The sequence below is a fragment of the bacterium genome (assembly GCA_023150945.1).
Lineage (GTDB): Bacteria > Zhuqueibacterota > Zhuqueibacteria > Zhuqueibacterales > Zhuqueibacteraceae > Coneutiohabitans.
In genome coordinates this window covers 1-25761 of the sequence record JAKLJX010000028.1, presented here as the reverse complement: position 1 = coordinate 25761, position 25761 = coordinate 1, and the positions used below count along the sequence as shown (strand labels likewise).

Below are 25761 nucleotides of genomic sequence, written 5' to 3'. Positions count from 1 at the left end.
CCTGCCACGCACCGCGAGCAATCCCACATGCCCATGATTCTCATCATCGACGATGATTTCTCCGTCGCGGCTTCGCTGGCTTTGCTGCTCAAGCAGGCCGGCTTTGCCTCGCACACCGCGGCGGCGCCCGCCGAGGCGCTGCAGAAAATCGCGCAGGAGAAATTCGATCTCATCTTGCAGGACATGAATTTCTCCCGCAGCACCAGCGGCGAAGAAGGCCTGGCTTTGCTGCGCGCGCTCAAGCAGCGCCAGCCGCAGGTGCCGGTGATTCTGATCACGGCGTGGGGCTCGATCGGCCTGGCAGTGCGGGGCATGCAAGCCGGCGCTTCCGATTTCATCACCAAGCCCTGGTCGAACGAACAGCTTCTGCAGTCGGTGAAAACCGCGCTGGCACTGTCCGCGGCCGGCGCCGGCGGCGGCACGCTCGCGCGGGAAGAGTTGGAGGCGCGCTATGACTTCAGCGGCCTCATCGGCCGCGCGCCGAATTTCCTGCGCGTGCTGGAAATCATCGGCCGGGTGAGCGCCACCGAGGCCGCCGTGCTGCTCACCGGCGAAAGCGGCACCGGCAAGGAGTTGCTCGCCGAAGCGCTGCACCGCAACAGCAGCCGCGCCCAGGGGCCGTTCGTCAAGGTGAATTTGGGCGGCATCTCGCCGGCGTTGTTTGAAAGTGAGATGTTCGGCCACGTCAAGGGCGCGTTCACCGATGCGCGCTACGACCGCAAAGGTCGCTTCGAGCTGGCCGATGGCGGCACGATCTTTCTCGATGAAATCGGCGACCTCGAGCCGAGCGCGCAAGTCAAGCTGCTGCGCGTGCTGCAGGATCGCACCTTCGAGCCGCTGGGCTCCAGCCACAGCCGCCGCGTCGAGGTGCGCGTCATCTCCGCCACCAACCGCAACCTCGCCGAAATGGTGAGCCGCGGCGAGTTCCGCGAAGATTTGCTGTACCGCTTGAATCTGATCGCCGTGCATGTGCCGCCGCTGCGCGAACGGCCGGGCGACATCGCGCTGCTGGCGCATCATTTCCTGGAGGCGCTCGGCAAAGTCTACCGCCGGCCGCAGTTGCGCCTGAGCGCGGACGCAGAAGCATGGCTGACCGCGCAGCCCTGGCCCGGCAACGTGCGGCAGTTGCGCCAGGTCATCGAGCGCACGGTGTTGATGCACGGCCCGGACATAATCGCGGCCGCCGACTTCCGCTCCGCCCTGGAGATGCAGCCGGCTGCCGCTGAAAAGGAAAGTCTGCCCGCGGTCGGCAGCATGACGCTCGAAGAAATGGAAAAGGCCATGATCGCGAAGACGCTGCAACATCATGGCGGAAACATCAGCAAAGCCGCGGAGGCGCTCGGCCTCAGCCGTGCCGCGCTCTATCGCCGCTGCGAGAAATTCGGAATCCCCCTGTGAGCCTGCGCCGCAAATTCATCCTTTATCTTCTCGCCATTCACCTGCTGTTTGCCGGCCTGGCGGCCTTCAGCCTGTGGCAGCATCGGCCGTGGCTGCTGGCGGTCGAGGCGTTCTTTGTGCTCTCGTTTTTCGTGGCGGTGCGCCTGCTCAACAATCTCGTTCAGCCGCTCGCGCTCGCTGTCACCGGCGCGGACTTTCTGAAAGAGCGCGACTTCTCTTCCAAGTTCCTGGCCGTCGGCCAGCAGGAAACGGATCAGCTCATCGCGCTTTACAATCGCATGATCGACGAGTTGCGCGAAGAGCGCACGCGCCTGGCTGAGCAGCACTTTTTTCTCGAACGGATCTTGCAGGCTTCGCCCTCCGGCATCCTCACCTGCGACTTCGACGGCCGCATCGTCCTGGTGAATCCCGCCGGCGAAAAAATCCTGCAGATGGCAACGGACGCTTTGCTGGGCAAAAAACTCCCGGAGTTGGACAGCCGGCTGGCCGAGGCGCTCAGCCGCTTGCAGCCGGGGGAGTCACACGTGCTGGCGGTGCAGGGCCGGCGCCGGGTAAAATGCCAGCGCTCCCAGTTTTTCGATCAGGGATTCCCGCGCGCCTTCTTCTTGCTGGAAGAACTGACGGAAGAATTGCGCCGCTCCGAAAAAGCCGCCTATGAAAAGCTCATTCGCATGATGTCGCACGAGATCAACAACTCCACCGGCGCGGTGCAATCGCTGCTGCATTCCTGCCTGACCTACACGCCGCAACTGCAGCCGGGCGATCAGCCGGACTACGAAAACGCGCTGCAGGTGGCGATCACGCGCATCAACCATCTCAACATGTTCATGCGCGGTTTTGCGGAGGTGATCAAGCTGCCGCCGCCGCACCTTCAGCCCTGCGCGCTCCGCCCGCTACTGGAGGGCATCGCGCTGTTGCTGCAGGCCGAGAGCCGGCAGCGCGACATTCGCTGGCAGTGGGACTTTGCGCCGAACCTGCCGCCGCGCGCGATGGACAAGCAGCAGATGGAGCAGGTTTTCATCAACATCTTCAAGAATGCGATGGAGGCGATCGGCGAACACGGCGTGATCACGGTGCGCGGCGGCTGGCAAAACGGCAAAACTTTCGTGGCCATCACGGACAGCGGCAGCGGCATCACGCCGGAAGTGCGGCAACAGCTTTTCACGCCGTTCTTCAGCACCAAACCCAACGGCCAGGGCCTGGGCTTGACCATGATCCAGGAAATTCTGAGCCAGCACGGCTTCGAATTCTCGCTCGATTCCCCGCCCGGCCAGCCGACGCAGTTTGTGATTTATTTGGATTGAAACGCCACAAACATGACGAGCCCCCGGCGCTGGAGGGAGCGTCGCCTCCCTGGCCGCCAGGCAGCGCCAGTCCGAGCAAGAGCTGGAGCATCTCTTCCACAGCCTCATGCAACGCGCCGTGCGCGAGGGGCTAGACGACTAGACGAGAGGATTTGCAGCCTGCAAAAAGGCAAAATCTTTGAAGTCATCGACATTGACGGTATACAGGCGATCGATACCATTATCCTTCAACGTCGCTGCCAGGAAGAGATCAAAAATCTTTTTTCGCGTGGTTGTGGATTTGGCCAAGTCAAGAAAAGTGTGCATCTGAGTGGATTGGGCGTAAATCGTCGGGGTGCCGGCTTTGAGGTACTTTTCAACCACCAGCACCGCGTCCGCCAAAGACAATGGCTGCTCAATCGTCTGGCGCGTAATCACATTGATAAACTCGGCATACACCAGCGCGGCTATCCCGGCAACATGCCGGCCCTGCTCATCCCGTTCAGCGAGGGCCTGCTTCACAAAAGCCGCCGCTTGCTTGTGAAAAGGTGGGACCTCGTTGTGCGCATAAATCAAAATATTCGTGTCAAGCGTGAACATTACAGGCCTCGCTCGGCGTAGATTTCGTCGCGGTCGACCTGCACTTCCTGACCGAGATTGAAAGTAATCAGTTCAAAGGGCTCTTCTTTTGGGGGAAACGCTGCCATCTGTTGCGCCAACTCACGCTTGATGGAAGCATAAAGGGCCTCGATTACATTAAGCCGCTCCGAGAGGGGCAAGCGTTCGGCAGCTTGAATGAGTTGTACTGTGGACATCGCTTTTGCCTTCCACTTTGGCGATTGTCTGTTTTTGCACGGATGAATGTGCGCCGGAGCAGTCCGACACTTCTCCGTGTGAATAAATTCACCAAAAAATAAGCACCGAGAGAGCCCCGGTCAACATGAATTATGGAAGGCGCTGGTCAAGGAGACCGAATCCTTGGCCGCCAGTTCGTGCTGTGTAGCACAGGCGACCAGCCTGTCGCCAAGAGCAAGCTGGCAGCTTGCACCAAAACGACCATCGGATCACTGCCATGAACATGCTGCAAGATTTTCTTACCTACGTCTGCCAGACTTCGCCTGCGCCGCTGGGTCTGCAGATCGAGCGCGCGCAGGGCATTTATCTCTTCACGCCCACGGGCCGGCGCTATATTGATTTCATCTCCGGCATCGGCGTGGCCAACATCGGCCACGGCCATCCCAAGGTGCAGGCTGCCATCGCCGCGCAAACACAGAAACATCTGCATGTGATGGTGTATGGCGAATACGTGCAGGCGGCGCAAGTCAACTATGCCCGGCGCCTCGCCGAACTCGCGCCGGTGGCCGAGGGCACGGTCTTCTTCTGCAACAGCGGCGCCGAAGCCATCGAAGGCGCGCTCAAAACCGCGCGCAAATTCACCGGCCGCAAAAAGTACCTCGCCTGCGCCGGCGGCTATCATGGCGACACCTACGGCGCGTTGTCGGCGATGTCGAGCGCATACTATCGCCGCCCCTTCGAGCCGCTGCTCGCTGACTTCGAATTCATTCCCTTCAACGATCCCGCCGGCCTCGCGCGCATCGATCACCACACTGCGGCCGTGCTGTTCGAGCCGGTGCAGGGTGAGGCCGGGGTGCGCATTCCCGCGCCGGATTTTCTGCCCCGCCTGCGGCAACGCTGCGACGAAACCGGCGCGCTGCTGATTGCCGATGAGGTCATGACCGGTTTCGGCCGTACCGGCAGGCTCTTCGCGTGCGAGCATTGGAACGTGCGTCCCGATCTGCTTTGTCTCGCCAAGGCCTTGGGCGGCGGATTGCCGCTCGGTGCCTTCATCGGCCGCCGCGCAATCATGCACACGCTCTCGCACGATCCGCCGCTGGCGCATGTCACCACCTGCGGCGGGCATCCGTTGAGTTGCGCCGCCGGCTTGGCGGCTCTGGAAGTGCTGCTCGCAGAAAACATGATCGCAAACAGCGCGCAAATCGGCGCCCGCTGCCTGCAGGAGTTGCGCGCCGGCCTGCAGCAGGCAGAATTCGTCACGGATATTCGCGGCTTGGGTGGTTTCTTTGCCATCGAGTTTCGCGACGCCTCCTGCGCCCAACGGTTCGTGGCCGAGTGCCGGGAGCGCGGACTGATCATCGGGTGGACTCTGCACGACACCACGGTTGTGCGCGCGGCCCCGCCGCTCTGTTTGACTGCAGACGAACTGACCGAATGCCTCGAGATTCTGCTGCAAGCAGCAGCGAGCTGTGGTGAACAGGAGTGAGGTTCATGAATTTTTCGATCTCGCTGACCAACCCAGATACGCAAGTTAGGTGGCAATTTTAGCCGAGGGTTCGGTTTTCAGCCAGCCTCCAGCCGAGTTGCTGCGATATTCGAATGTGATTAGAATGTGGATAACTTTCGGGCAGTGTAGTTGCCAAAAATCGTAATCGCTTTGTTGCAGAAAATTCACTTTGCCGCCTTCGTGCCGCTGGGCCTCCGCCAAGGTACTTTGCCGCAATTCAGGCCTCTTTGTTAACAACATCCTAACCGGATTATATGTTTAAAATCAATATTTTGCGTCTGTCTTCTGCTGTCATATCTATTCGTTGTGGTTACCGAGCCGTGACACACAACCCAATGTATTCTTGGCTGAAATTTTCTTCTGGTCGCTTTCCGCAAATCACCAATGTGCATTTTCAGGAGGCAAAGCCAAGGAAATCGAGTGTGGATAAGTTGTGTGCAATTTCTGCTGCAGAAGCAAGCTGAGGCGAGAAGCCAAGGCTTGAAATCTGAGAGCACTTCCTGGCTTGGCAAGAAATTGCTCTCCATATAGACGAACTTTCGCTTGCCCAAAATCCCACATTTTGGCTATATTGCAGCGCCAATGCTTTCGCAACGGAACATTTAAAATCAGAATCTTGTTTACTTACTGCGCTTGACGGCGGAAGCAGTTGAGTATCGGCTTCGCAGCGCGATGATCCTGCCAGAAAACGGAGCATCAGCGGCAAGCCTTGGCTGTGACACTCAGGCAGCAAGCTCAGACTGCGGCGATTCGACAGCGGAGCCATCGAGCGAGGGATTTTATGTTCACTGGCGACATTGTGGCTGCGCTTTTCGTGGACCCAGTGAAGCTGCGCGGTTGGCGTTTCAGGCTCTGAGTCAGATTTGGATCGTATCCATTTGAAATTGTGAGCTGTTGAGAAAATTTTCCCGCAACGGCTTGGCTGTTGCATCAGGCTCCTAAGATTGTTGACGCCCCCCGCACTGGCATGTTAGAGCAAACACGCGCGAAGTTTCCCGCCCAAACGCTGTTGCGGCTGCTGTATATCGCGATCAGCCTGTTTGGCATCGGGTATGAATTCATCAAAGTCGAGCCAGTGCGCTGGCCCCTCATTGCAGGCTATGCCGGGATCATTATGGTCACCGCGTTGCTCCTGCGCCAACGACGTCACGAAACATGATCTTGAATCACCCTATGGCCGTACACCTCTCTTCCCTATCCTTTATGAGACCATTCATTTGCTCGCTGGCTTTGCTGTTTGCCGCCGATCCGCTGTTTTCCGCCGAAACTGATGCTCACCTTGTGCAAGCCACCGCCCAACAGACCGTCATCGCCTTCGAACTCACGGGATTCAAACTCGATACGCTCAACCTCGCCGGCAGCCCGAACAGCGTCATTCCCAAATTCTCCAACAGTTTCTCCCTGGCTGAAGCCGGTGCGCCCAATCTGCCGGTGCGCGTCTTTGTGCTCGGTGTGCCGGAAGGTGCGACCGTCGAGGCCGTGGCAATGCCCGGCGCTTTCGAGGAAATGCGGGAGATGAGTGTGGCCCCGTTTCCGACGGCGCAAGTGAGCGCAGGCGAAACCGGGGCGGCCTATTTGCCCAAGGCTGCCATCTACAGCCGCGATGCCTATTATCCAGCGGAACTAGTGACGCTCGATCCGCCGGCGAATTTGCGCCAGCAGCGCATCGTGCGCGTGGCCGTCGCGCCGGTGCAATATAATCCCGTGCAAAAGACGCTGCGCGTTCACCGGGAAGTGCGGCTGGTGGTGCGGCACGCCGGTCGAGCGGTGAGCAGCGCCTCCTTCGACGCGCCGGCAGTCACGCCGGCCGCGGCGGTGGAAGAGTCCTTCTATCGCGGGGTGATTTTCAACTACGAAGCGGCGCGGCCGCTGCGCTCGCCGCGCACCGGCCAGGCGCTGCGCAAGGTCAGTTCGCCGTCTGCCGTCGGCCCATTTTACAAAATCGCCGTACGGAATGAAGGCCTCTATCGCCTCACCGGCCAGACCCTGGCAAGCGCCGGCATCGATCTTGCCTCCGTGCAGCCGGCGCAGATTCGCCTGTACAACAATGGCGGCCGGGAATTGCCGCGCAGTCTCACGGCGTCGCGGCCCGAGGGGTTGATCGAAAACGCCATCTACGTTGCCGACGGCAATGACGGCCGGTTTGATGTGAGTGATTACATTCTGTTCTATGGCCGCGGGGTGGACGGCTTCACTTTCGATTCCACCAACGGCGTGGCCGCGCATTATCTCAACAAATACGGTTACGAGAACTACTATTTCCTCTCGGTCGCGCCCGCCAGCGACGGCAGCACCGGCAAACGCATGGCCAGCCGCGCGCCGCTGCCGGTCGCCAATGCCACCACCGTCGCCACCAGCTTTCAGCAGTATCTTTTCGTCGAAGAGGAACAGAATCCGCTCTATGAATCCACCCAATCGTGGTTCGGCTTCAATTTCGGCACGCGCGGCAACAGCAACAAGACCTACAAACTGCAGCTTCCCGATCCCGTCACCGATGCCACCGCGCGGATGTACTTCGGTTTCTATGCGCAATATTTCTCCGGCATTCCCCACCGCATGGCCGTCACTTTCAACCAGCAGCCGATCACCGAGTTCGTCATTCCCGGCAACGGCTCGCGCCGCCAGTTCTACACCCTGCAGCGGACCGGCGTGCTGAAAAACGGTGAGAACGAACTGCTGCTCACTTACACCGGCAGCGGCGATGCCGCCAACATGTACATCGACTACTTCGAGCTGAGTTATCCGCGGCAGTTGCGCCTGCCCGGGCCGAGCCTGTTCTTTTTGGGCACGCCCAGCGCCGGACCCGTGGCTTACCGGCTGGAGAACGCCAATCCCAACGGCTTGTGGCTGTTCGATATTTCCGACTTCAGCAACGTCAGCTTGTTGAGTTCGGAGAATTGGCAGGTGAGCGGCAGCCAGATCACGTTTGCCGATGTTGCCGCCACGCCGGTGCCGCGGCGCTATGCGGTCAGCACCGCCGCCGGCTTCGTGAACCTCGAACCGCAGGCGATCGTGAAGGATGCCGCCTCCAACTGGCGCTCGCCGGATCATGAAGCTGACATGATCATCATCACCCATGAGGATTTTCTCTCGCAGGCGCAGCGGCTGGAAAGTCTGCGCGAAAACTGGCAGCCCGGCAGCGCCACCTCCCGCTTGAGTGTGGCAGTCGCCAACATCCAAGACGTGTTCGATGAGTTCTCCTGCGGCATGTATGATCCGGTCGCGATTCGCGACTTTTTGAAATATGCCTACGAAAACTGGCGCAAGGCGCCGGCCTACGTGCTGTTAATGGGCGACAGCGACTACGATCCCAAAAACCTGCGCAACAAAAGCGACAAGAACTGGATCCCCAGCTATCACACGGACGAGCTGAACCTCGACGACAGCCGGGTGACCGATGCCTGGTTCACCTACGTGCGCGGCAACGATGCGGTGATGGATCTCGCCATTGGCCGCATTCCGGCGCGCACGCTGGCCGAGGCCGAGGCATTCGTGAACAAACTGGTCAGATACGAAACCGCGCCGGTGTTCGGCGCCTGGCGCAACAGCCTGCTCATGGTCGCGGATGATGAAAACTCGCCCTACGGCCTGGAGGCGTTTCACATCAACGACATCGAAGATCTCATCAACCTGCGCACGCCGGACTATTTCGACATTCGCAAGCTCTACCTGACGGAATATCCCGCGGTGCAAAGCGCCTCGATCTCCGGCATCCGCAAGCCCGCCGCCACCGACGCGTTCATGCAGCAGTTGCGCCGCGGCGCGCTGATCGTCAACTATGCCGGCCACGGCAACCCCACCGTGTGGGCGCACGAACGCCTGCTGGAATATGCCTCGGATTTCGATCGCATCCAAAACGGCGACCTGCAGGCGGTCTGGATTGCCGCCACCTGCACCTTCGGCCAGTTCGATCTGATCGACCGCCAAAGCTTCGGCGAGCAATTGCTGCTGGTGCCGGGCCGCGGTGCCATTGCCGTGCTCGCCACCTCGCGCCAGGTGTACGCCAATGCCAATGCCAATCTCAACCAGGCGTACTACGGCTCGCTGTTTCGCTCCGGGCAGGTCTCCGAAGCCCTGGGCACGGCGCTGGTGTATGCGCGCGTGCAAACCCGCTTCACCGTCAATGATGAGAAATTCCATTTGTATGGCGATCCCAGCATGCGGCTGGCGATTCCGCGCTACAGCGCGCAACTGACCACACCCGACACCATCAAGGCGCTGGCGGTCGCCACGGTGAGCGGCACGGTTTTGCGCAACGGCCAGCGTTGGCAGGATTTCAACGGCAAGGTGCGGGTGGAAGCGTTCGACTCCGAGCGCTTTGTTACCTATCGCAGCGGCCCGAGCTTCAGCATCAATTACACGCTGCCGGGCAATTCCCTCTTCCGCGGCGAAGCCCGGGTCACCAACGGCAGGTTTGACTTGCAGTTCATCGCGCCCAAAGACCTCACCTATGGCGGCACGCGCGGCCGCTTCAGCCTGTATTTCTGGAATGACACCACCGACGGCAACGGCTATCGCAACAATGTCGCCATCGGCGGCACCGCTGCCGGTTTTGCCGACAACCAGGGCCCGGAAATCAAGTTGGGCTTTCAGGGCGTGAAAGATTTCGTCTCGGGTGGTTACGTGGGCGCAGAACCGGTTTTGCAAGTGGCCCTGAAAGACAGTATATCAGGCATCAATATCGCCGGCGAAATCGGCCACAAAATCACGCTCACGCTGGACGGCAAAAGCGACAACAAAATCGACGTGACGGATTTCTTCAATTACGATTCCGGTGATTTCACCGCCGGCACTCTCTTGTACCCGCTCAGCGGCCTCTCGGAAGGCCGCCACACCGTGGAAGTGAAAGCGTGGGACAATTTCAACAACTCCAACATCGCCGCGGCGGAATTCGTGGTTGCGCCGGCCGACCGCCTGGTGTTGCGCGAAGTCATGAACTATCCCAATCCCTTCCGCAACGAGACGCAATTCACCTTCGAGATCAATCAGCCGGCGGCGCAGGTGAAAATCAAAATCTACACACTCGCCGGCCGCTTGATCCGCACGCTGGAGATGCCGCCCACGGCAGTGATCGCCGGCTTCAACCGCTTGGAATGGGACGGCCGCGATCAGGACGGCGATGAGGTCGCCAACGGCGTCTACCTTTACAAAGTCATTGCCGCGCACGCGAGCAACGGCAGCGGCGGCACCCTGCATGCAGAAGAACTGGGCAAGCTGGTGGTGCAGCGCTGAACGCGATTTTGATGCTCACCAAGTCATTCCTCGAAGACCACCAGGACGGCAGGTGTTTTCCGGGAGCCGGGACAGCGGCGCGCTTTTTGACACAAGAGTTGAACAGCGAGAAGCAATCATGTCCACCACGCAAATGAAAACTTCCTCACGGCGCAGCCGGGCGCGCACCGGCCTCACGCTCAGCCTGCTGACCCTGACTGCCTCGCTGCTGGTGGCAGATGAAAAGGACAAGAAGGACGGCATCGCCTGGCTCGAGTTTGAGAAAGCCGTTGCCACCGCTAAGAAAGAACGGCGGTTGTTGGTGGTCGATTTCTACACGGATTGGTGCGGTTGGTGCAAGGTGATGGATCGCGACACCTATGCCAACGCCGAGGTGGTCAAGTATGCCAAGGCGCGGCTGGTGATGGCGAAAGTCAATGCCGAATCCGGTGCGCTGACGCGTTACAAAGATCGGAGCCTGACCTACCAGCAACTGGCCCTGGCGTTCGGCGTGCGCGGTTATCCTGCCACTGTTTTCATCAGCCCGGAGGGCGAGTTCCTCACGCTGGTTTCGGGTTTCATCGCGCCGGACCAGTTTCTCCCGATTCTCGAATTCCTGGCAGAAGGCCATTACAAAAGCATGAAGTATGAGGAATTCTTGAACCAGCGCAAGAGTTGAGGCGCGGCGTGTTCGCTTTTCTCAAAAACTGGGCGGCACGCCGGGGGCTGCGGCGCCACAACGCCGCCGGGGTCGTGGTCGAAGTATACGGCAAACCGGAGTGCCATCTTTGCGAGGAGGCGAAAGCGCAACTCCGGCGGCTGCAGCGCCGGCATGGCTTTGCGCTGCGTGAGGTCGACATCAGCGCCGATGCGCGGCTGCTGGCGGAATATGGCACGCGCATTCCGCTGGTGTGGATCAACGGCCGCCTCGCCTGCAAGTATCGCGTGGAAGAAAGGGCCTTCCTGCAAAAGCTCAGGGCGAGCCGATGAACGTTTTACCCGAAGGCGAAGTCTCTCCCAGCACCAGCGGCAGCGGCTTTGCACTTGAAAGGACGAATGCAGCATGAACAGAACTTCTCGACACGTGGTTGGAACCATGAACATGATCTTTTGGCTGGGTTGGACCGTCATTTACGCGAGCCTCGCCTGGGCGGCAGACCTGCTGCCGGAGCGGCAGCATCCTGTGGTCAGCAAAGTGATTGCACGCTTGTTCAGCTATCATCATTATCGCCAAATGATGATCGATGATTCGGCTTCCAGCCATTCGTTCGACTACTACCTGCAGGCGCTCGATCCCAATCGCAGCTTCTTTCTGGCCTCCGACCTCGCGGCTTTCGAGAAATACCGCTACCAGCTCGATGAAGCGGTCAACAGCGGGCAATTGCAGCCGGCCTTCGCGATCTACAACACCTTCATCCATCGCGTGGATGACCGCATCGCCTTTGCCCTCAATCCCGCCCATCAGAAATTCGACTTCAGCGTTGAGGAGTCCTACCAGCCCGATCGCAGCGCCGCGCCGTGGCCCAAAACCACGGCCGAACTGAATGAGATCTGGCGGCTGCGCCTGAAGAGCGAGGCCTTGAACCTGAAACTCGCGGGCAAGGATGCCGCCGGCATCACCGGCACGCTCACCAGCCGTTACACCAATTTCCAAAAACGCGTCAACCAGAATACTTCAGAAGACGTGTTTCAGATTTTCATGAATGCGATCTCCGAGGCCTACGATCCCCACACCTCTTACATGTCGCCCATCGCCTCGGAGAATTTCGGCATTCAAATGAGCCTGTCGCTGCAGGGCATCGGCGCGCAGTTGACCACCGAGGGCGAACACACCGTGGTGGTGCGCATTCTGCCCGGCGGCCCGGCCGATCGCAGCCGGGAGCTGTGGCCGAACGACAAGATCGTGAGCGTGGGCCAGGGCAGCGACGGCAAGATGGTCGACGTGGTCGGCATGCGGCTGGATGACGTGGTGCAAATGATTCGCGGCGAAAAGGGCACCACCGTGCGCCTGGAAATCATTCCCGCCGAGGCGTCGGCCGGCAGTCCGCCGAAGAAACTCACCCTGGTGCGCGACAAGATCGTGCTTACCGACCGCGAAGCCAAAAGCGACACCCTGGAAATCACCCATGAAGGCCACGCTTATCGCATCGGCATCATCAGTCTGCCGACATTCTATTCCGACATGGCGGCGCAGGCGCGCGATGAAAAGGACTACAAGAGCACCACGCGCGACGTCCGTCAGAAGATCGAAGAACTGAAGAAAGCGAATATCGACGGCTTGATCATTGATCTGCGCTACAACAGCGGCGGTGCCCTGCAGGAGGCGGTCGAGCTGACCGGCCTGTTCATCGACAACGGCCCGGTGGTGCAGGTGCGCAACAGCGACGGCTCGGTGAAAGTGCTCAAGGATCACGACAACGAAGTGGCATATGACGGGCCGTTGGCAGTGCTGGTCAATCGCCGCAGCGCCTCCGCTTCCGAGATTTTTGCCGCCGCGATTCAAGATTATGATCGCGGCCTGGTGATCGGCAGCCAAACCTTCGGCAAGGGCACAGTGCAGCAACTCATCAGCCTGGATCGCTTCATTCCCTCGGCGGAGGCCAAACTCGGCCAGGTCAAGCTCACCACCGCCAAATTCTATCGCATCGCCGGCGGCACCACGCAACACAAGGGCGTGACGCCGGACCTGATCTTCCCCGGCGACCCGGGAGACAGTGAAACCGGCGAAAGCGCGGAACGCAACGCCCTGCCCTGGGATCAAATCCAGCCCACCGGTTTCAGCCGCTGGAACGTGGTGGCGCAGTTCCTGCCCCAGTTGCGCACACGCTCGCAGCAACGCACCGCCAAAAATCCCGAGTTCCGGCTGATGGAAGAAGAAATCGAACGCTATCAGCGTGAACGCGCCAAGACCACCATTTCGCTGCAGGAGAGCCGGCGCCTGCGCGAGCGCGAAGCCCAGGAAGACGAAGAACTGGCGCTGGTCAACCGACGGCGCGCGCTGCGCGACCTGCCGCCGCTGAAAAAAGGCGAGAAAGTTCCGACCATCGAAAACGCGCCGGACCCGCAACTCGAGGAAAGCGCGCATATCGTGATGGATTTGCTGCTGCTCTCCCAGCCGCAGTATCACGGCAAAGTGGTTGAGCAATAAGCTCGGCCAGACTGGAAGCGTTTCATTTCGAATCGGGCACGGAAGCATTTCTGTGCCCGATTTTTTTCTTGCCTGGCCGGATATCCGGCATTCAATCGCAGAAAGCCTGACTGCAACACCTGAATGACGCCACGGAATGACAACATGGAAATCATTTCCCCCGGAATCAACCGTTACCTCGACGCCCTCCTCCCGGAACGCCATCCCAAATTGCTGGAGATGGAAGCCCTCGCCCGCACGCGCAACTTTCCGATCATTGGTCCGCAAGCCGGCCGGGTGTTGTATCAATATGTCAAGCTCATCAACGCGCGCCGTGTTTTCGAAATGGGATCCGGCTTTGGCTATTCCGCCTTTTGGCTGGCGCTGGCCCTGCCGGAGGACGGCAAGCTCATTTGCTCCGAAGCTTCGCAAAACAATGTTGATCTCGCCGAAGATTATCTCAAAGCCGGCGGACTGTTGCCCAAAGTGCAATTGCAAACCGGCGATGCGCTCAAGCTGCTGCACAACGCCGAGGGGCCGTTTGATCTCATCTTCAACGATGTCGACAAGGAGGATTACCCGCGCGCGCTGGCAATCGCGCTCCCCAAGTTGCGGCCCGGCGGCGTGCTGATCAGCGACAACGCCCTGTTCCACGGCCGCGTGACGCAGGAGCATCCCGATCGCGGCACCCGCGGCATCATCGCTTACAATCAAACCGCCTTCCACACCCCCACACTGTGGACCACCATCCTGCCCGTGCGCGATGGTTTGGCGGTGAGTTGGAAAATCCCGCAGAACGCATAACGCGCCGGCAGCTCATGCAAGCGTGCTACGCTCAACCTGCTTGCCCCTCCTTGAACAGCAACGTCCCCCTTGTTCTGCCACGGTTGCACCGTGGCTTTTTCAATTTCCAGGCTGCTTCCTGCTCACCGCGGTTTTCAATCGCCTCACCAGCGCTCGCCGGTCCGCAATTCAACAAATCGCTTGCGAACTTCTGCGGAATTTCTATATACTTGCGCCGGGACCTTCCCCTGTTTTTTCAAGCTATTTCGACAACTATACAAAAAGGTGCGGATTTCCAGCTTGCGCCACATCGGGCAGCACCGGCCATCCAACAGCTCCACGGCTGGAATCCGTGGCACGAAACGGCTTTTTCGATGTCTCACTCATGTCCTTGAACCTCCCGGCGGATTGCAGGGGTAGCGAAGAGGGGCGTACTCCCGTTGGGTGACACGAATTCGCCAAGGATAATTCCAGGAGATGCTCGCCATGCAAAAATCAATCAGAATCCTCAAAATCTGGAAACTGTGCCGCGACAAACGCATGATGACGGCGTCCCGGCTGGCTCGAATGTGCGACGTCGATGAGCGCACGATTTACCGGGATCTGCAGGCCCTGGGTGAAATGGGCGTCACGCTCGCCTGCAACGGCGGCTATCAGGTCATCGCGGAAGACGTGCTGCCGCAGCTCAATCTCACCCGCGCCGAGCAACTGGTGGTCACCCTGGCGCTGCGCCATCTGCCGCTCCATCTCGACAAAGAACTCGAAGAAATTGCCAACGGCGTGCTCAACAAGTTGCTCGAGCAACCGGTGGAAAGCAGCGGCATTGCGCTCGAAACGGCGAAAGCCGGGCCGCTCAAAGCCGGTGTCTTTGCGCGGCTGCAACGGGCGATTGACGAGCACCGGCTGGTGACCTTCGTCAAATACCGCAAGCTCGCCGACGAAGATGAAAAAGACCTGCGCCTGGAGCCGTATCACCTCCGCTTCATGGATCGCGCCTGGTATCTCGTGGCGTGGAGCTTCAAGCGCAATGCTTTTCGCACCTACCGCCTGGACCGCATCGATAAACTGCGGATCGAAAAAGAAACGTTCACGCCGCGGCCGTTCGATCCTGACGAATATTTTCGCGGCGCGTTCGGCGCCGTCGTCGATGCGCCGCAACGCCTGCGCGTGCGCTTCACCGGCCTGGCCAGGGAAATCGTGAAGAAAGACGGCCGCTTCCCGCCCGCGGAAATGCGCGCAGAACACGGCGCGCTGATTCTCGACAAGACCATCCAGGGTGAAATTCTCTGGCTGCGCTGGATTCTCGGCTTTGGCGGCGAGGCGGAAATCCTCGAGCCGCAAGCGCTGCGGGAGAAAGCGGTGGCGATGCTGCGGGAGGGCTTGCAGATGTACGTCGCAGAGCGCAAAGTGCATAGCGCATAGCATTCGTTGCGCTATGCCCTCTGCGCCATGCGCTCTGCAAAGAAGACTGACCGTAGTTGTCAGGGGGGAAGACTATATTGCGACAACGTTGTCAAGCGTGTCTTTCTCTGAGGTTCTCCCTATGTTTTCTCCAACCAGCGCCCTGTCGAAATCGCCCGAGCAGCGGCGCACGGCGGACTGATTGGCGGTTCTGGGCGCGGTAAATTCTCAGGCGGGAAGCCATCGCCCTCTTGCGAGGTCACATTTCCACTAAAAAAAGGATCCCAAAACATGATCACCCCCATCATCCCCTACCTGCGCTGGGAGTTGCTGCCCGAGACGCCCGGCCGTTTTCAGGCGCATCAAGTACGCGGGGCAATTGCCAGCCTCTATCGCGATTGGTCGATCATGCACCAACACCTCGGCCGGCAGTATCTTTATCAGCATCCGCTGGTGCAATACAAGGTCATCAACGGCATTCCCATGGCCGTGGGTCTCGGCGTTGGGGCGGAACTCTTGGCAGCGCTGGAGCCGCCGCGCCGGCTTGTGCTGAATCATGCCCCGGTCGAATTCAAGGACGTTCGCGTGATTTCTGAAATTTACGAACCGGACTTCAGCGCCCCGCGTCGTTTTCACTTTGCCACGCCCTGGCTTGCGCTCAATGAAGACAATTACAGGCTTTATCGCCTTTTTCGGGACGACGACCAGACCATCGCGATCCGGCAATTGCTCGAGCGCATTCTCATTGGCAACGTTCTCAGTTTTGCCAAAGGCCTGGGTCTCAGCATTCTCGCCCAATTGCAGGCCCGTATCGAGAACTGGCACGCCGAGCCGGTGCGCGCCAAGCAGGAGGAGAGCGGCCTGCTGCTCGGCTTCGCCGCCAACGGCGAGATCACCTTTTCCGCCCCGCCGCTGTGGGGCCTCGGCAAGCAATCCAGCCGGGGGAATGGGGTGGTGATTACCCAGAGAATGGAGTGACGGAGCGTTGGAACGTGGCAGCATTGGCAACCCGACGATTCTTCGCCAGAGGTGTTGCGGATAACTCAACTGACGGCAGTTGTCAGGGGTAGGTTGTATATCACAGGAGCACTACTTTGGAAAAACTATCATGCCGATGAAGGCCTTGTAGCGCAAGCTGCCAAGTTGTTCTCGCTCGCAGGCTGCAAACCTGCGCTACGGGAATAAGTTCGTAGTTTCGCCTTTAGGCGTCGGGTTTTCACTAAGGAGAAAAAGCGATGATTCTCAAATTTCCTCAAACGCACAACCCGTGGGTTGACGCCGGCATGATCGGGTTTGCGCAATTCGTCGAACTTGAGGTGCCGGCCGCGGTGGCATTGCGCGTGTTGCCGGATCGTCTCGAACTGGAAGGTGAAGAAGAGGCGCTCAAAGCCATTTTGGAAACGCAATTCCGCCGGCTCGTTGAAGAGTGGTACAATGCCTCGAGCGCCAAACAACAGGAAGAATCTTCGGGTTATTTCTTTGATCCGGATAAGCGCAAGTTTCAACGCTTTGGCAAATCTCTGCCCAAAGGCCTGGCTGCACTGTTGTTCGATGCAGCGGCACGTGACTACGAAGGACCGGCATGGGATTCAAAAAAAGATCGTGACGGCAAAACGGGACAGGAGACTTCCCGGCTTGATCCGGCGCAAGCGCGCGAATGGGCAAAGAAAGCTGGCCTCAAAAGCGATCTGCAAAGTCTGCTCGACAGCTTTCTGTTGGAATCTGGCTTGTGGCAAAAGGACAAAGCGCGTCCGAAAAGCGGCACCAAAGTTATGCTCTGGGGTCGGCCCAATTTGCGCATTCCTGATATTGACCTGTGGGCCGTCGATGCCAAAACCAAAGGCGTGTGCAGTATTTCCGGAGAAGCAGTCGGCGCTCTCTCTGATATCGACGGGAAAAATTTCCCTTTCACTGTCGGCAAAAGCGGTCATGTCAATTTCACTCCTGATTGGGGCGGTAATGAAAAAGTGGGTTGGAAAACAGCCTACATTTCTCTCTTCGCGCCTGTGGCCGCATTCTGGCAGGGCGGACACGGCGATCCACATTTAATCGGCGCGCTGCCGGTGGCCAGCGACCTGACAATCCTGCAGCGCAATGTGCGCTATCTTCAAACCATGCTCCACGAGGACCCGAGCTTGCAGGGCAATTTCGAGATCAAGCTCAAAGCCCTGCGCTTCTCTAAAGAGCCAGAAGAACGCTTCATTGCCTTTTTCGAGCGGCTCTTTCATCTCACCCTGCAAGCACGCAACGATGAGCCCCTGGAGAATTTCAGCGATTACGAATTCTTCACCTTGCCGGAAGAAATCAACAACGGCGCACCTACCGCGTTTCTCTTGATCGAAGCACACAAAGGCGCCAAGTGGGACATCAAGCACGGCGAGGTTTTTCAAGACCCCATTTATCTTTTGCGTTTGTTTAGCCGCATGTACGTGCGCGACCCCAACGCAAAAGAAATCGTTTTGAATGAAAATGCAGAAGAGAACGACGATCGGCATTGGCAGCAAGTCCAACTCAACTTCAGCCGCTTTTTGCAGCAGTTGTGGGATCCGACCCGACACACCAAGCGCGGCGGCCAGGACGGCACACCACCGGCATTGTTGACGCGACGGTTGGTGCTGCGCCATCTGCTCGGCAAAAAGCGCGTGCTGCCGGTTTTGGTCACACACGCGTTCTCCATCAACCGCGAGTCGGGCAAAACCGCATCGATTTCCGAGCTGCTAAAATTTGCCGAAATCTACGAACCATTATTTTGGAGCAAAGACATGATCGAAAATCGTGATCAATTCTTGAAAGCTGCGAAAGAGTTGGGCGAGCACGTCGCCATCGTCGTGCACCAACACGACAATGGCCGCAAGAACCGCCTCTACAAGCTGCGCCGCGCGCTCACGCTGCCGGATTTTCTGCGCGAGATCAACACGCTGCAAGAGCGTTTTGGCCTCACCGTGCCGGAGGAACTGACCACCGGCCTGCTGGCGCCAAAAAATTACGATGAGTTCCGCGGCTTTTGTCTGTTGAGCGCGCTGAACAAATTCAACAAAATGAGTTTTGCCAAATCCAAACAAGGAGCCTGAACATGAAACCCACCGCAAAACCCAATTGCCTCACCATCACCTGGCTTGCGGAAGCCAGCCTCGCCTCCTTCAACGCCGGCGACAAGGAAGCTGATAATCTCGTAAGCTTGAAAAAAATCACCCGCCAGGACGGCCAATACATTTACATCTCCGGCCAGGCCGTGCGCCGCGCGTTGCGTGACCGTCTGGAAGACATGGGCGAAAAACTGAGCCTGGTGCATGTGGAAGAAGGTCAGGACACTAAACAGACCGCGCATACCCAAGGCAAACCGGCCGAGTTCATCGACGACGATCTTTTCGGCTTCATGATCGCCCGCAAAGGCCAGGCGGAAAGCGCCAACAAACGCACCGCGCCGGTGCGCGTCGCGCCCATGATGAGCCTTACGCCGTGGCAGGGCGAAACCGATTTTGGCGCCAACTTTTCAAAAATGGATGTGGACGGCAAACCTAATTTGTTTGAAACGGAGATCGACGGCGGCCTCTACCGTGGCACGTTGCTCGTTGAGTTGGATCGCATTGGTTGCGATGAAGGCTATGCCAAAGGAAAAGAAGACCAGCCTGAAAAGCGCGTCGATCGCGTTCAGAAGTTGTTGAAAGCCACGCGCGATCTTTGGCTCTCGGGCCGGCAAAGCCGCTTTCTCGGCGATCTTACGCCCAAAATCGTGGCGGCCGCGTTGATGACCGCCAAAGTGCCGCTCTTTCTCGAAGCAGTTTTCATCGGCAGCGACGGCAAGCTCAATCTCAACGGTTTGGCCGAAGCGGCGACGGACCGCAAAGACATCATCGTCTCGAAGATTTTTGGCGGCACGGAAAAGTATCGCCCCTTCATTCCCAAAGAATGCGAGCCGGTGACCGTTGGCGAGGCTTTTGAGAAGATGTCGGGCTGGATCACGACGAAATTGTTTGAGTGAATAATGGCTCGTAGTAATGCCTTTAGGCATCCTCTCGTGCTGACGAATTGACTCCTCAAGGAGTTATTACGAACATCAAGCGTTCGTAGTGGTGCCTTCAGGCATTCTCCCGTCCAGACGCGTTGACTCCTCAAGGAGTTACTACGAACCAATAATTTGACGAGAACGTTATGCCCATCATCATAGATTTCTCCGCGCCCATGGCGTGTTTCCGTATTCCGTTGCACCACAATTATCACCGCAGTTTTCCGTTGCCGCCCCCAACGACGGTGCTCGGCATGCTCGGCGCGGCCATGGGTTTGGACGAAACCGGCATCGACCATTGGCTGCGGCAAGCCCAGCCCAGACTCGGCATCGGCGGCAAATACAACGGCGGCGGCAACGAGCTGATGACCATCCGCAAAGTCGGCGCCGGCGGCAAAATCAAACCGAATGAATTCTCTACCATCTTGTTGCGTGAATTGCACGTCGATCTCATCTGTCGCATCGTCGTGCAATGCGCGACGGCGGAACAAGATCGGGTTTTACACGAGGCGGTGAATGCACCGCATTATCCGATTTCCGCCGGGCCGGCCGATCTGCTTGCCGTCATGCGCGCCGAGTTTGTGGATGAACTGCCGCTGCAACCGGCGGTTCGTTTGCATCATTGCATTGCGCCCGGCTCGCTCTGGGGCAAAGCCAAAATCGAAGCCGAAGCATTAAAAAACACCTCACTGCTCGAAACCGTGGCTGGCCCCAATAGCTGGAACCTGCCGCTCGCCTGGCAAATCGGCAAGAAAGGCGAGCGCTTGCCCGCGGCCTTCGCGCCGTTCACTTTCTTAACGACGAGCGTGAAGTTGCAGGAGCCAATCCCATGTGTGCAGACCGAGCTCGGGCCCTCCGGCGAGGCTTTGGCCTTGCCGTGGCTCGGGCCGTTTGACAAATGGCTGTTCAGTTCTTCGTAGTCGCGACCCCTTGTGGGTCGTAGTCACACCGCAAAATTCCGTGACTACACCATTCGCCCACAAGGGGCGAGGACTACGCTTATGGCGAGAAGCTATTATATGAATTTCTGGATTCTCCCCGCAAGCGAGGAACCCCTCGCCAAGCCGCGCCAAACCTATCGACAACACGTGCAGCGCGTGCTGGAGGCACATCTCGAATTGTGGCCGCAGACGCAAGATTATTGGTCGCATCTCGGAACGCTGCTGATTGCGCAGCGCCTGTTTGCGGCGGATTTGCCGGCATTCATGAAGCGTGTCGACGCCGGCCTGCGCCTGGCTTGCGCCACGCATGACATCGGCAAGCTCAATCAAGGCTTTCATCTTTACATGTGCGCCGCGCGCGATGACAAACCAGTCAATCGCGACTGGCACTTTCGCCACGAGTTGCTGAGCTTGCCCTTCACCGCGATCCTGGCGCAACGTCTCTCCCAAGCAATGAACCCGTTGCCGTGCGATTTGCCCTGGGAAGCCGTGGCGGTGATGGGCCATCACAAACGGCTGGACAACACGTTGTTCGAGCGCGAGCGCACCCGTCTCTTCAAACCTGCTTTTGGCGTGTTGCAGCCGGCGCAATTGCAGAACAAAGCATGGGATTGGGTGAGCGCATATCTCACCGACGACATGAAATCGTGCCGCGATTTGCCGTTGAGATTTTGGGAAGAAGGTGCGAAATGGGCGCAAGATGGCTTGGCAGGCAAATTTGTCGACCGCAAAGACAAGCTGCGCGAAAGCCTGCAAAACTTCAATTCACCCGAAGCGCGCTTTCTGCTCCGTTGGTTTGGCGCCAGTTTCAAAGCGCATCTGCAAATTTGTGACTGGTGGGCGTCGGCGGAACGCCGCGAAATCTACGGCCTCGGCAAGCTGCCGGCTTCGCCGGTTCAATCGCAAGATCAACCGCAAACCTGGCTGAAAGAAAAACTCGAAACCGCCAAGAAAAGCGCGGCGGCGAGCAAGTCAGCCAACATTTCCTGGCGCGAATTTCAACAGCACGTAGCCGGTTTGGACGATTATGCCTATTGCATTGCGCCCACGGGTAGCGGCAAAACCGAAGCCGCAATACTTTGGGCGCTCAACCGCATGCGCCACCATCCGCATCTTTCCAAAATTCTCTATCTGCTGCCCACGACCACCACGGCCAATGCCATCCACAAACGCTTGAGTGATCTTTTCGGAATGGCGCTCGTCGGATTGGCCCACAGCAAAGCCAAGCTGCTGCGCGAAGATAATGAAGGGGAGTCCGAAGAAGATAATGGCGAGGTGCGCCAAAACGTGCTGTCCGAAGCCGCTTTCTTTCCTCCCATCACGGTCGCGACTTTGGATCAACTTCTCCTCGCCGGATTGCACGGTAAATATTGGGTGTTTCGCAATCATGCGCTGGCGCAATCTGCCGTGATTCTCGATGAGCTGCACGCCTTCGATCCGTACACGCTGGGTTTGCTCGGCGCATTTGCGCCGCAATTGCGTTTGCTGCACGTGCCGGTGTTGGCGCTCTCGGCAACTTTTCCGCAACCGCTGCGCCGGCTTTTTGAAAACTGGTTTCCGGCAACACAGCAGGTGCAAGACCACAGCCTGCTTGCCGAAGCGCGCGGTCAATGGCAGTTTCATGGCAATACGGATTTCTCGGATAAATCCTTCCTGCGAAAAATCGCGCGCCGGATGCAGGGCGAGCGCTTTCTCATCGTGCGCAACACCGTGCGCGGCGCGCAGGAAACATTCGAACAATTGCGCGAGTTCGACGCGCCAGTGCGTCTGCTGCACTCCGCATTCATGCAGAAAGATCGCCGCGAAATTGAAAAGGACATTTTCAAAGCGGAAAAAAGCAGCAGCAAAACCAGCCTGGTCGCCACGCAAATCGTCGAGGTTAGTCTCGATATCGATTACGATCACCTCGTCAGCGAGCTGTGCCCGCCGGATGCCATGGTGCAGCGCGCCGGTCGCTGCAATCGCGCCCGCAAAAAGCAAAATGCCACCATTACCGTGTTGGCAGCCGACGAGGTTTCGCACAAGGTTTATCAGGAAAAATTCGGCGTCGACAAAATCCTCGTGCGCAGCGCCGCAACGCTGTCGCAACGGCTCACGCCGCCGCGTCGCATGAGCGAGCAGGATTTGCTGGATTGGGTAAATGAAGTGTATGCCGCCACCAATCTCTCCTCACAATCGCAATATCAGGAAGCCGAACGCGATTTCAAGCATCAACAACACCGCCTGGGTTATGTTTTCGATCACGGCGCCGAAGATGAAAAATTGGAAACCCGCTGGATCAAAGAAGAGCGCGTGCCGGTCATTCCACAAAGAATTTGGTACGGCTTCAGCAAGAAAGAGCAACGCGAGTTTTTTGCCAGTCCCGTCAAACGCGCCATGTACAGCGTCGAAATCCCCTTTTGGCGCCGCAAGCTCCTGCACAGCCAGGGCAACGCCATGCCACTGGAATTCGAAGGAAAAAAGCTGGAGTCCTTTTACTGGGTCGATTTACCCTACGACGAAGTAATGGGTTTGCAATTGCCCAAACCGGCGCAAGAGAGCCTCAAACACACCGAGATTTTTTGAGTGATTGAAAAACAAAGGGGCAGCGTCGGCACTGCCCCACAAGGCCCGTAGCGAGCCTGCGCAAGCTTCAGCCACGGGCTACGCTATAGTTTCAGAGGGCATCACCTCCTTTCGGCCGCGCCATGCCGGATTGCGACTCCCTTAACCAGTTGGCACACTCGTCAAGGCACAAAGTGCATTAAAACACGGAACTGGGGCGTCACTTTAGGAAGTAGAGCTGATTTCGATCATAACAAGGATGGAGATTGAGAGATGGAACGAGCGGAAGGATAATGCCGTCCAAAACAAGAATTGAAACCCGGCACCTCCCAAGGTGCTGCGGCACAGACCAATTTTAACTGTTTGCTTTCTTGCATCTTGCCCCTTGCCATTTGCCTCCCATGCAACTCGTTCTCAACAGCCCCGGCGCCTACCTGCGCATCCGTGACGGCTGCTTTCACATCACCGTCGAAGACGAAAGCAAGCTCGTCTCGCCCAAGAAAGTCGAGAGCATGCTCATCAGCTCGGCGGTGAAGCTCAGCTCCGCGGCCTTGCAGCTCGCGGTCGAGAACAATATCGACGTCGTGTTTCTCGACAAGTTTGGCGCGCCGTTTGGCCGGCTCTGGCATGCCAAGCTCGGCTCCACCACCCGCATTCGCCGCGGCCAGCTTGTCGCCAGCACCAGCAGCGAAGGCCTCGGCTATGCGATGCGCTGGGTGCAGCAGAAGCTCGACAACCAAATCGACTTTCTCACCACCCTCGCCAACAAGCGCCCGGCCAAGCAGGAGCAGCTCGGCGTTTATATCAGCCAAATCCAAGTCATTCGCGACAAGCTGAAAATCGTTGACATCAAAAATGAAAGCACTCCTACTCAAGCCGATTCGGCCAACACCTCCAATTTGCCCCTTGCGCCTTGCCCCTTGCCCCTCGCCGCCGACTCCCTGCGCGGACTCGAAGGCACTGCCGGCCGCATTTACTTCGAGGCACTCAGCTTCGTGCAGCCGGAACAATTTCCCTTTCACGGCCGCTCGCGCCAGCCCGCGAAAGACGAGTTTAATTGCATCCTCAACTACTGCTACGGCGTGCTCTATGGCCTGGTCGAGCGCGGCTGCATGCTCGCCGGACTCGAGCCCTATCTCGGTTTCTTTCATGCCGACAATTACAACAAAAAGTCGCTGGTCTTCGACCTCATCGAGCCCTATCGTATCTGGGCCGAAGAAACCACCGTCTATCTTTTCAGCCAGCGCCAGGTGAAAAAAGAGATGTTCGACAAAATTCAAAACGGCATGACGCTCAATAAAGAAGGCAAGCAAGTGGTGATCGCCGCATTCAACGAGCGCCTGGACGCCGCACTCCGCCACCAGGGCCGCAATATCAGTCGGCGCAATATCATTCAGTTCGACTGTCAAGCCTTCGCACAGGAGCTGCTCAAGATCGATTTGGAACGCGAACCGGAAACGGAATGATGGGAGATGAACGGGATGGGGGAATGGGGAGACAAAGAAGAACTTGCCCCTTGCAAACTTGCAACTTGCATGCTCACCTGGGTCATCTACGACATCGTCAAAGACAAGCCGCGCACGCAAGTCGCCAAAACCTGCCAGCGCGCCGGCATCATGCGCGTGCAATATTCCGTCTTTCTCGGCGATTTGAACGCCAATGAAATCGACGAACTGGGCTTGAAAATCAAGTCGCTCATCGACGAGGAGACCGACCGGGTTTACATTTTTCCGATGTGCAAGGAAGATTTCTCCAAAGTGCGGCTGCTCGGCGAGGCGTTTGACAAAAAACTGGTCACCAATGAAATTCGGGAGTTGTTCCTGTGAGCGCAGACTGCCGGCCTGGCACAGGCGGGCGTGACCATCCCGCGCTCCAGGAATCTCCCCCACCAACCTTGCAGCAGGCAGCACCCATGCCCACGCTCGAAAGCGACAGCGTCACCATCACTCCTTCGGAGGTACTCGAATACCTGTTTTGCCCGCGCTACATTTATTTCATGAATGTACTGGGCATTTCCCAACAGGAGGCAAAGCGCTTCAAAGTCGTGCAGGGCCGGCAGGTGCACCGGCAGAAGCAAATTCGCAACCGCGCCTACTTGCGCAAGAAGCTGGGGGTAGTCAAGCGCGAGTTTGAAGTCTACCTTTCTGCGCCGCGCTATCACCTGCGCGGCCAGGTGGATGAGGTGCTCACCCTGGCCGACGGCAGCCTGGCGCCGCTGGATTATAAATTTGCCGAATGGAAAAACCGGCTGTACGCGGGCTACCGCATGCAGCTCGTGCTCTACGGCCTGCTGCTTCGGGAGAATTATGGCAAGCCGGTGCAGCGCGGTTTCCTGGTTTACACCCGCAGCCAAAATCTGGTGGTGCCGGTGGACATTGCCACGAATGATTTCGAAAAAGCGATTGACATTCTGGCCGCGATTCTTGATATTTCGCGCACTGGATTTTTGCCGCGGCGCACGCCCCACAAAAGCCGCTGTGTGGATTGCTGCTATCGAAATATCTGCGTATAACATGGCCGCCGGCGGTAAGCTGCCGCCAGAACAGGAGTTGAGCCCGATGAGATTGCTGCGGACGAGTGCGGTTGAGGGGTTATTTGTGACAGAATGGCGGAGTAAAGAACCACATTTGCCGGCGCAAACTTGGAGGTTTAGAGGCGAAAAAACAGGGATTTGCTGGAGCCAGAGCAGTCGGTGAGCCCCTTCCATCAAAACAAGGATTGAAACGTTCTTGTGATTGATGAGGCGAATTTGTTTTGCAGTGTCG

21 protein-coding genes are annotated in these 25761 nt (G+C 58.2%); 18 read left to right on the top strand and 3 right to left on the bottom strand.

Annotation, left to right across the window (positions count from 1 at the left end; all coding sequences use genetic code 11):
- Window positions 1–33 precede the first annotated feature (33 nt).
- Both L6R21_24715 and L6R21_24710 read left to right on the top strand, forming a co-directional pair.
- Complete coding sequence (locus L6R21_24715; protein ID MCK6562415.1) at window positions 34–1398, top strand: sigma-54 dependent transcriptional regulator; 1365 nt, start codon at window positions 34–36, stop codon at window positions 1396–1398.
- Complete coding sequence (locus tag L6R21_24710; GenBank protein ID MCK6562414.1) at window positions 1395–2702, top strand: ATP-binding protein; 1308 nt, start codon at window positions 1395–1397, stop codon at window positions 2700–2702. The genes L6R21_24715 and L6R21_24710 overlap by 4 nt, the downstream gene beginning before the upstream one ends.
- A gap of 138 nt (window positions 2703–2840) precedes the next feature.
- Here the strand turns inward: L6R21_24710 and L6R21_24705 are convergent, their stop codons facing one another.
- Complete coding sequence (locus L6R21_24705) at window positions 2841–3281, bottom strand: type II toxin-antitoxin system VapC family toxin (protein ID MCK6562413.1); 441 nt, start codon at window positions 3279–3281, stop codon at window positions 2841–2843.
- Window positions 3281–3496 carry a hypothetical protein gene (locus tag L6R21_24700; protein ID MCK6562412.1) on the bottom strand — a complete coding sequence of 72 codons (216 nt, stop codon included), beginning with the start codon at window positions 3494–3496 and terminating at the stop codon, window positions 3281–3283. The genes L6R21_24705 and L6R21_24700 overlap by 1 nt, the downstream gene beginning before the upstream one ends.
- Before the next feature lie 257 nt (window positions 3497–3753).
- On the opposite strand from L6R21_24700, the gene L6R21_24695 reads away from it, so the two are divergent.
- Window positions 3754–4962 (top strand): aspartate aminotransferase family protein, encoded by a 1209-nt coding sequence (locus L6R21_24695; GenBank protein MCK6562411.1) that lies wholly within the window; start codon window positions 3754–3756, stop codon window positions 4960–4962.
- 415 nt (window positions 4963–5377) lie between these two features.
- On the opposite strand, the gene L6R21_24690 is transcribed toward L6R21_24695, so the two are convergent.
- Window positions 5378–5914 (bottom strand): hypothetical protein, encoded by a 537-nt coding sequence (locus L6R21_24690; GenBank protein ID MCK6562410.1) that lies wholly within the window; start codon window positions 5912–5914, stop codon window positions 5378–5380.
- 36 nt (window positions 5915–5950) lie between these two features.
- On the opposite strand from L6R21_24690, the gene L6R21_24685 reads away from it, so the two are divergent.
- The 15 genes from L6R21_24685 (at window position 5951) to cas4 (ending at window position 25508) form a co-directional block, all read left to right on the top strand.
- Entirely contained in the window at window positions 5951–6142 is a 192-nt protein-coding gene (locus L6R21_24685; protein MCK6562409.1) for a hypothetical protein, read from the top strand.
- A gap of 44 nt (window positions 6143–6186) precedes the next feature.
- On the top strand, window positions 6187–10215 hold the full coding sequence (porU, locus tag L6R21_24680; protein ID MCK6562408.1) for a type IX secretion system sortase PorU: 4029 nt from the start codon (window positions 6187–6189) through the stop codon (window positions 10213–10215).
- A gap of 118 nt (window positions 10216–10333) precedes the next feature.
- Window positions 10334–10873: a DUF255 domain-containing protein gene (locus L6R21_24675; GenBank protein ID MCK6562407.1), complete on the top strand. Its 540-nt coding sequence runs from the start codon at window positions 10334–10336 to the stop codon at window positions 10871–10873.
- Between the two features lie 8 nt (window positions 10874–10881).
- Window positions 10882–11184 (top strand): glutaredoxin family protein, encoded by a 303-nt coding sequence (locus L6R21_24670; GenBank protein MCK6562406.1) that lies wholly within the window; start codon window positions 10882–10884, stop codon window positions 11182–11184.
- A 73-nt stretch (window positions 11185–11257) separates the two neighbouring features.
- Window positions 11258–13342, top strand: coding sequence for a carboxy terminal-processing peptidase (locus L6R21_24665; GenBank protein ID MCK6562405.1), 2085 nt, complete (start codon window positions 11258–11260; stop codon window positions 13340–13342).
- Window positions 13343–13486: 144 nt separating this feature from the next.
- Window positions 13487–14125: an O-methyltransferase gene (locus L6R21_24660; protein ID MCK6562404.1), complete on the top strand. Its 639-nt coding sequence runs from the start codon at window positions 13487–13489 to the stop codon at window positions 14123–14125.
- A 465-nt stretch (window positions 14126–14590) separates the two neighbouring features.
- Window positions 14591–15526: a WYL domain-containing protein gene (locus L6R21_24655; GenBank protein MCK6562403.1), complete on the top strand. Its 936-nt coding sequence runs from the start codon at window positions 14591–14593 to the stop codon at window positions 15524–15526.
- A 270-nt stretch (window positions 15527–15796) separates the two neighbouring features.
- A complete protein-coding gene (locus tag L6R21_24650; GenBank protein ID MCK6562402.1) occupies window positions 15797–16483 on the top strand; it encodes a hypothetical protein in 687 nt (228 codons plus the stop codon).
- Window positions 16484–16740: 257 nt separating this feature from the next.
- Complete coding sequence (locus L6R21_24645; GenBank protein MCK6562401.1) at window positions 16741–18576, top strand: hypothetical protein; 1836 nt, start codon at window positions 16741–16743, stop codon at window positions 18574–18576.
- 2 nt (window positions 18577–18578) lie between these two features.
- Window positions 18579–19487: a type I-B CRISPR-associated protein Cas7/Cst2/DevR gene (cas7i, locus tag L6R21_24640; protein MCK6562400.1), complete on the top strand. Its 909-nt coding sequence runs from the start codon at window positions 18579–18581 to the stop codon at window positions 19485–19487.
- A 170-nt stretch (window positions 19488–19657) separates the two neighbouring features.
- On the top strand, window positions 19658–20431 hold the full coding sequence (cas5, locus tag L6R21_24635; protein MCK6562399.1) for a CRISPR-associated protein Cas5: 774 nt from the start codon (window positions 19658–19660) through the stop codon (window positions 20429–20431).
- Between the two features lie 81 nt (window positions 20432–20512).
- Entirely contained in the window at window positions 20513–23017 is a 2505-nt protein-coding gene (gene cas3 / locus L6R21_24630; protein ID MCK6562398.1) for a CRISPR-associated helicase Cas3', read from the top strand.
- A gap of 380 nt (window positions 23018–23397) precedes the next feature.
- On the top strand, window positions 23398–24462 hold the full coding sequence (cas1, locus tag L6R21_24625) for a CRISPR-associated endonuclease Cas1 (protein ID MCK6562397.1): 1065 nt from the start codon (window positions 23398–23400) through the stop codon (window positions 24460–24462).
- 69 nt (window positions 24463–24531) lie between these two features.
- Window positions 24532–24822 (top strand): CRISPR-associated endonuclease Cas2, encoded by a 291-nt coding sequence (gene cas2 / locus L6R21_24620; protein ID MCK6562396.1) that lies wholly within the window; start codon window positions 24532–24534, stop codon window positions 24820–24822.
- Between the two features lie 86 nt (window positions 24823–24908).
- Window positions 24909–25508 (top strand): CRISPR-associated protein Cas4, encoded by a 600-nt coding sequence (gene cas4, locus L6R21_24615; protein MCK6562395.1) that lies wholly within the window; start codon window positions 24909–24911, stop codon window positions 25506–25508.
- Window positions 25509–25761 lie beyond the last annotated feature (253 nt).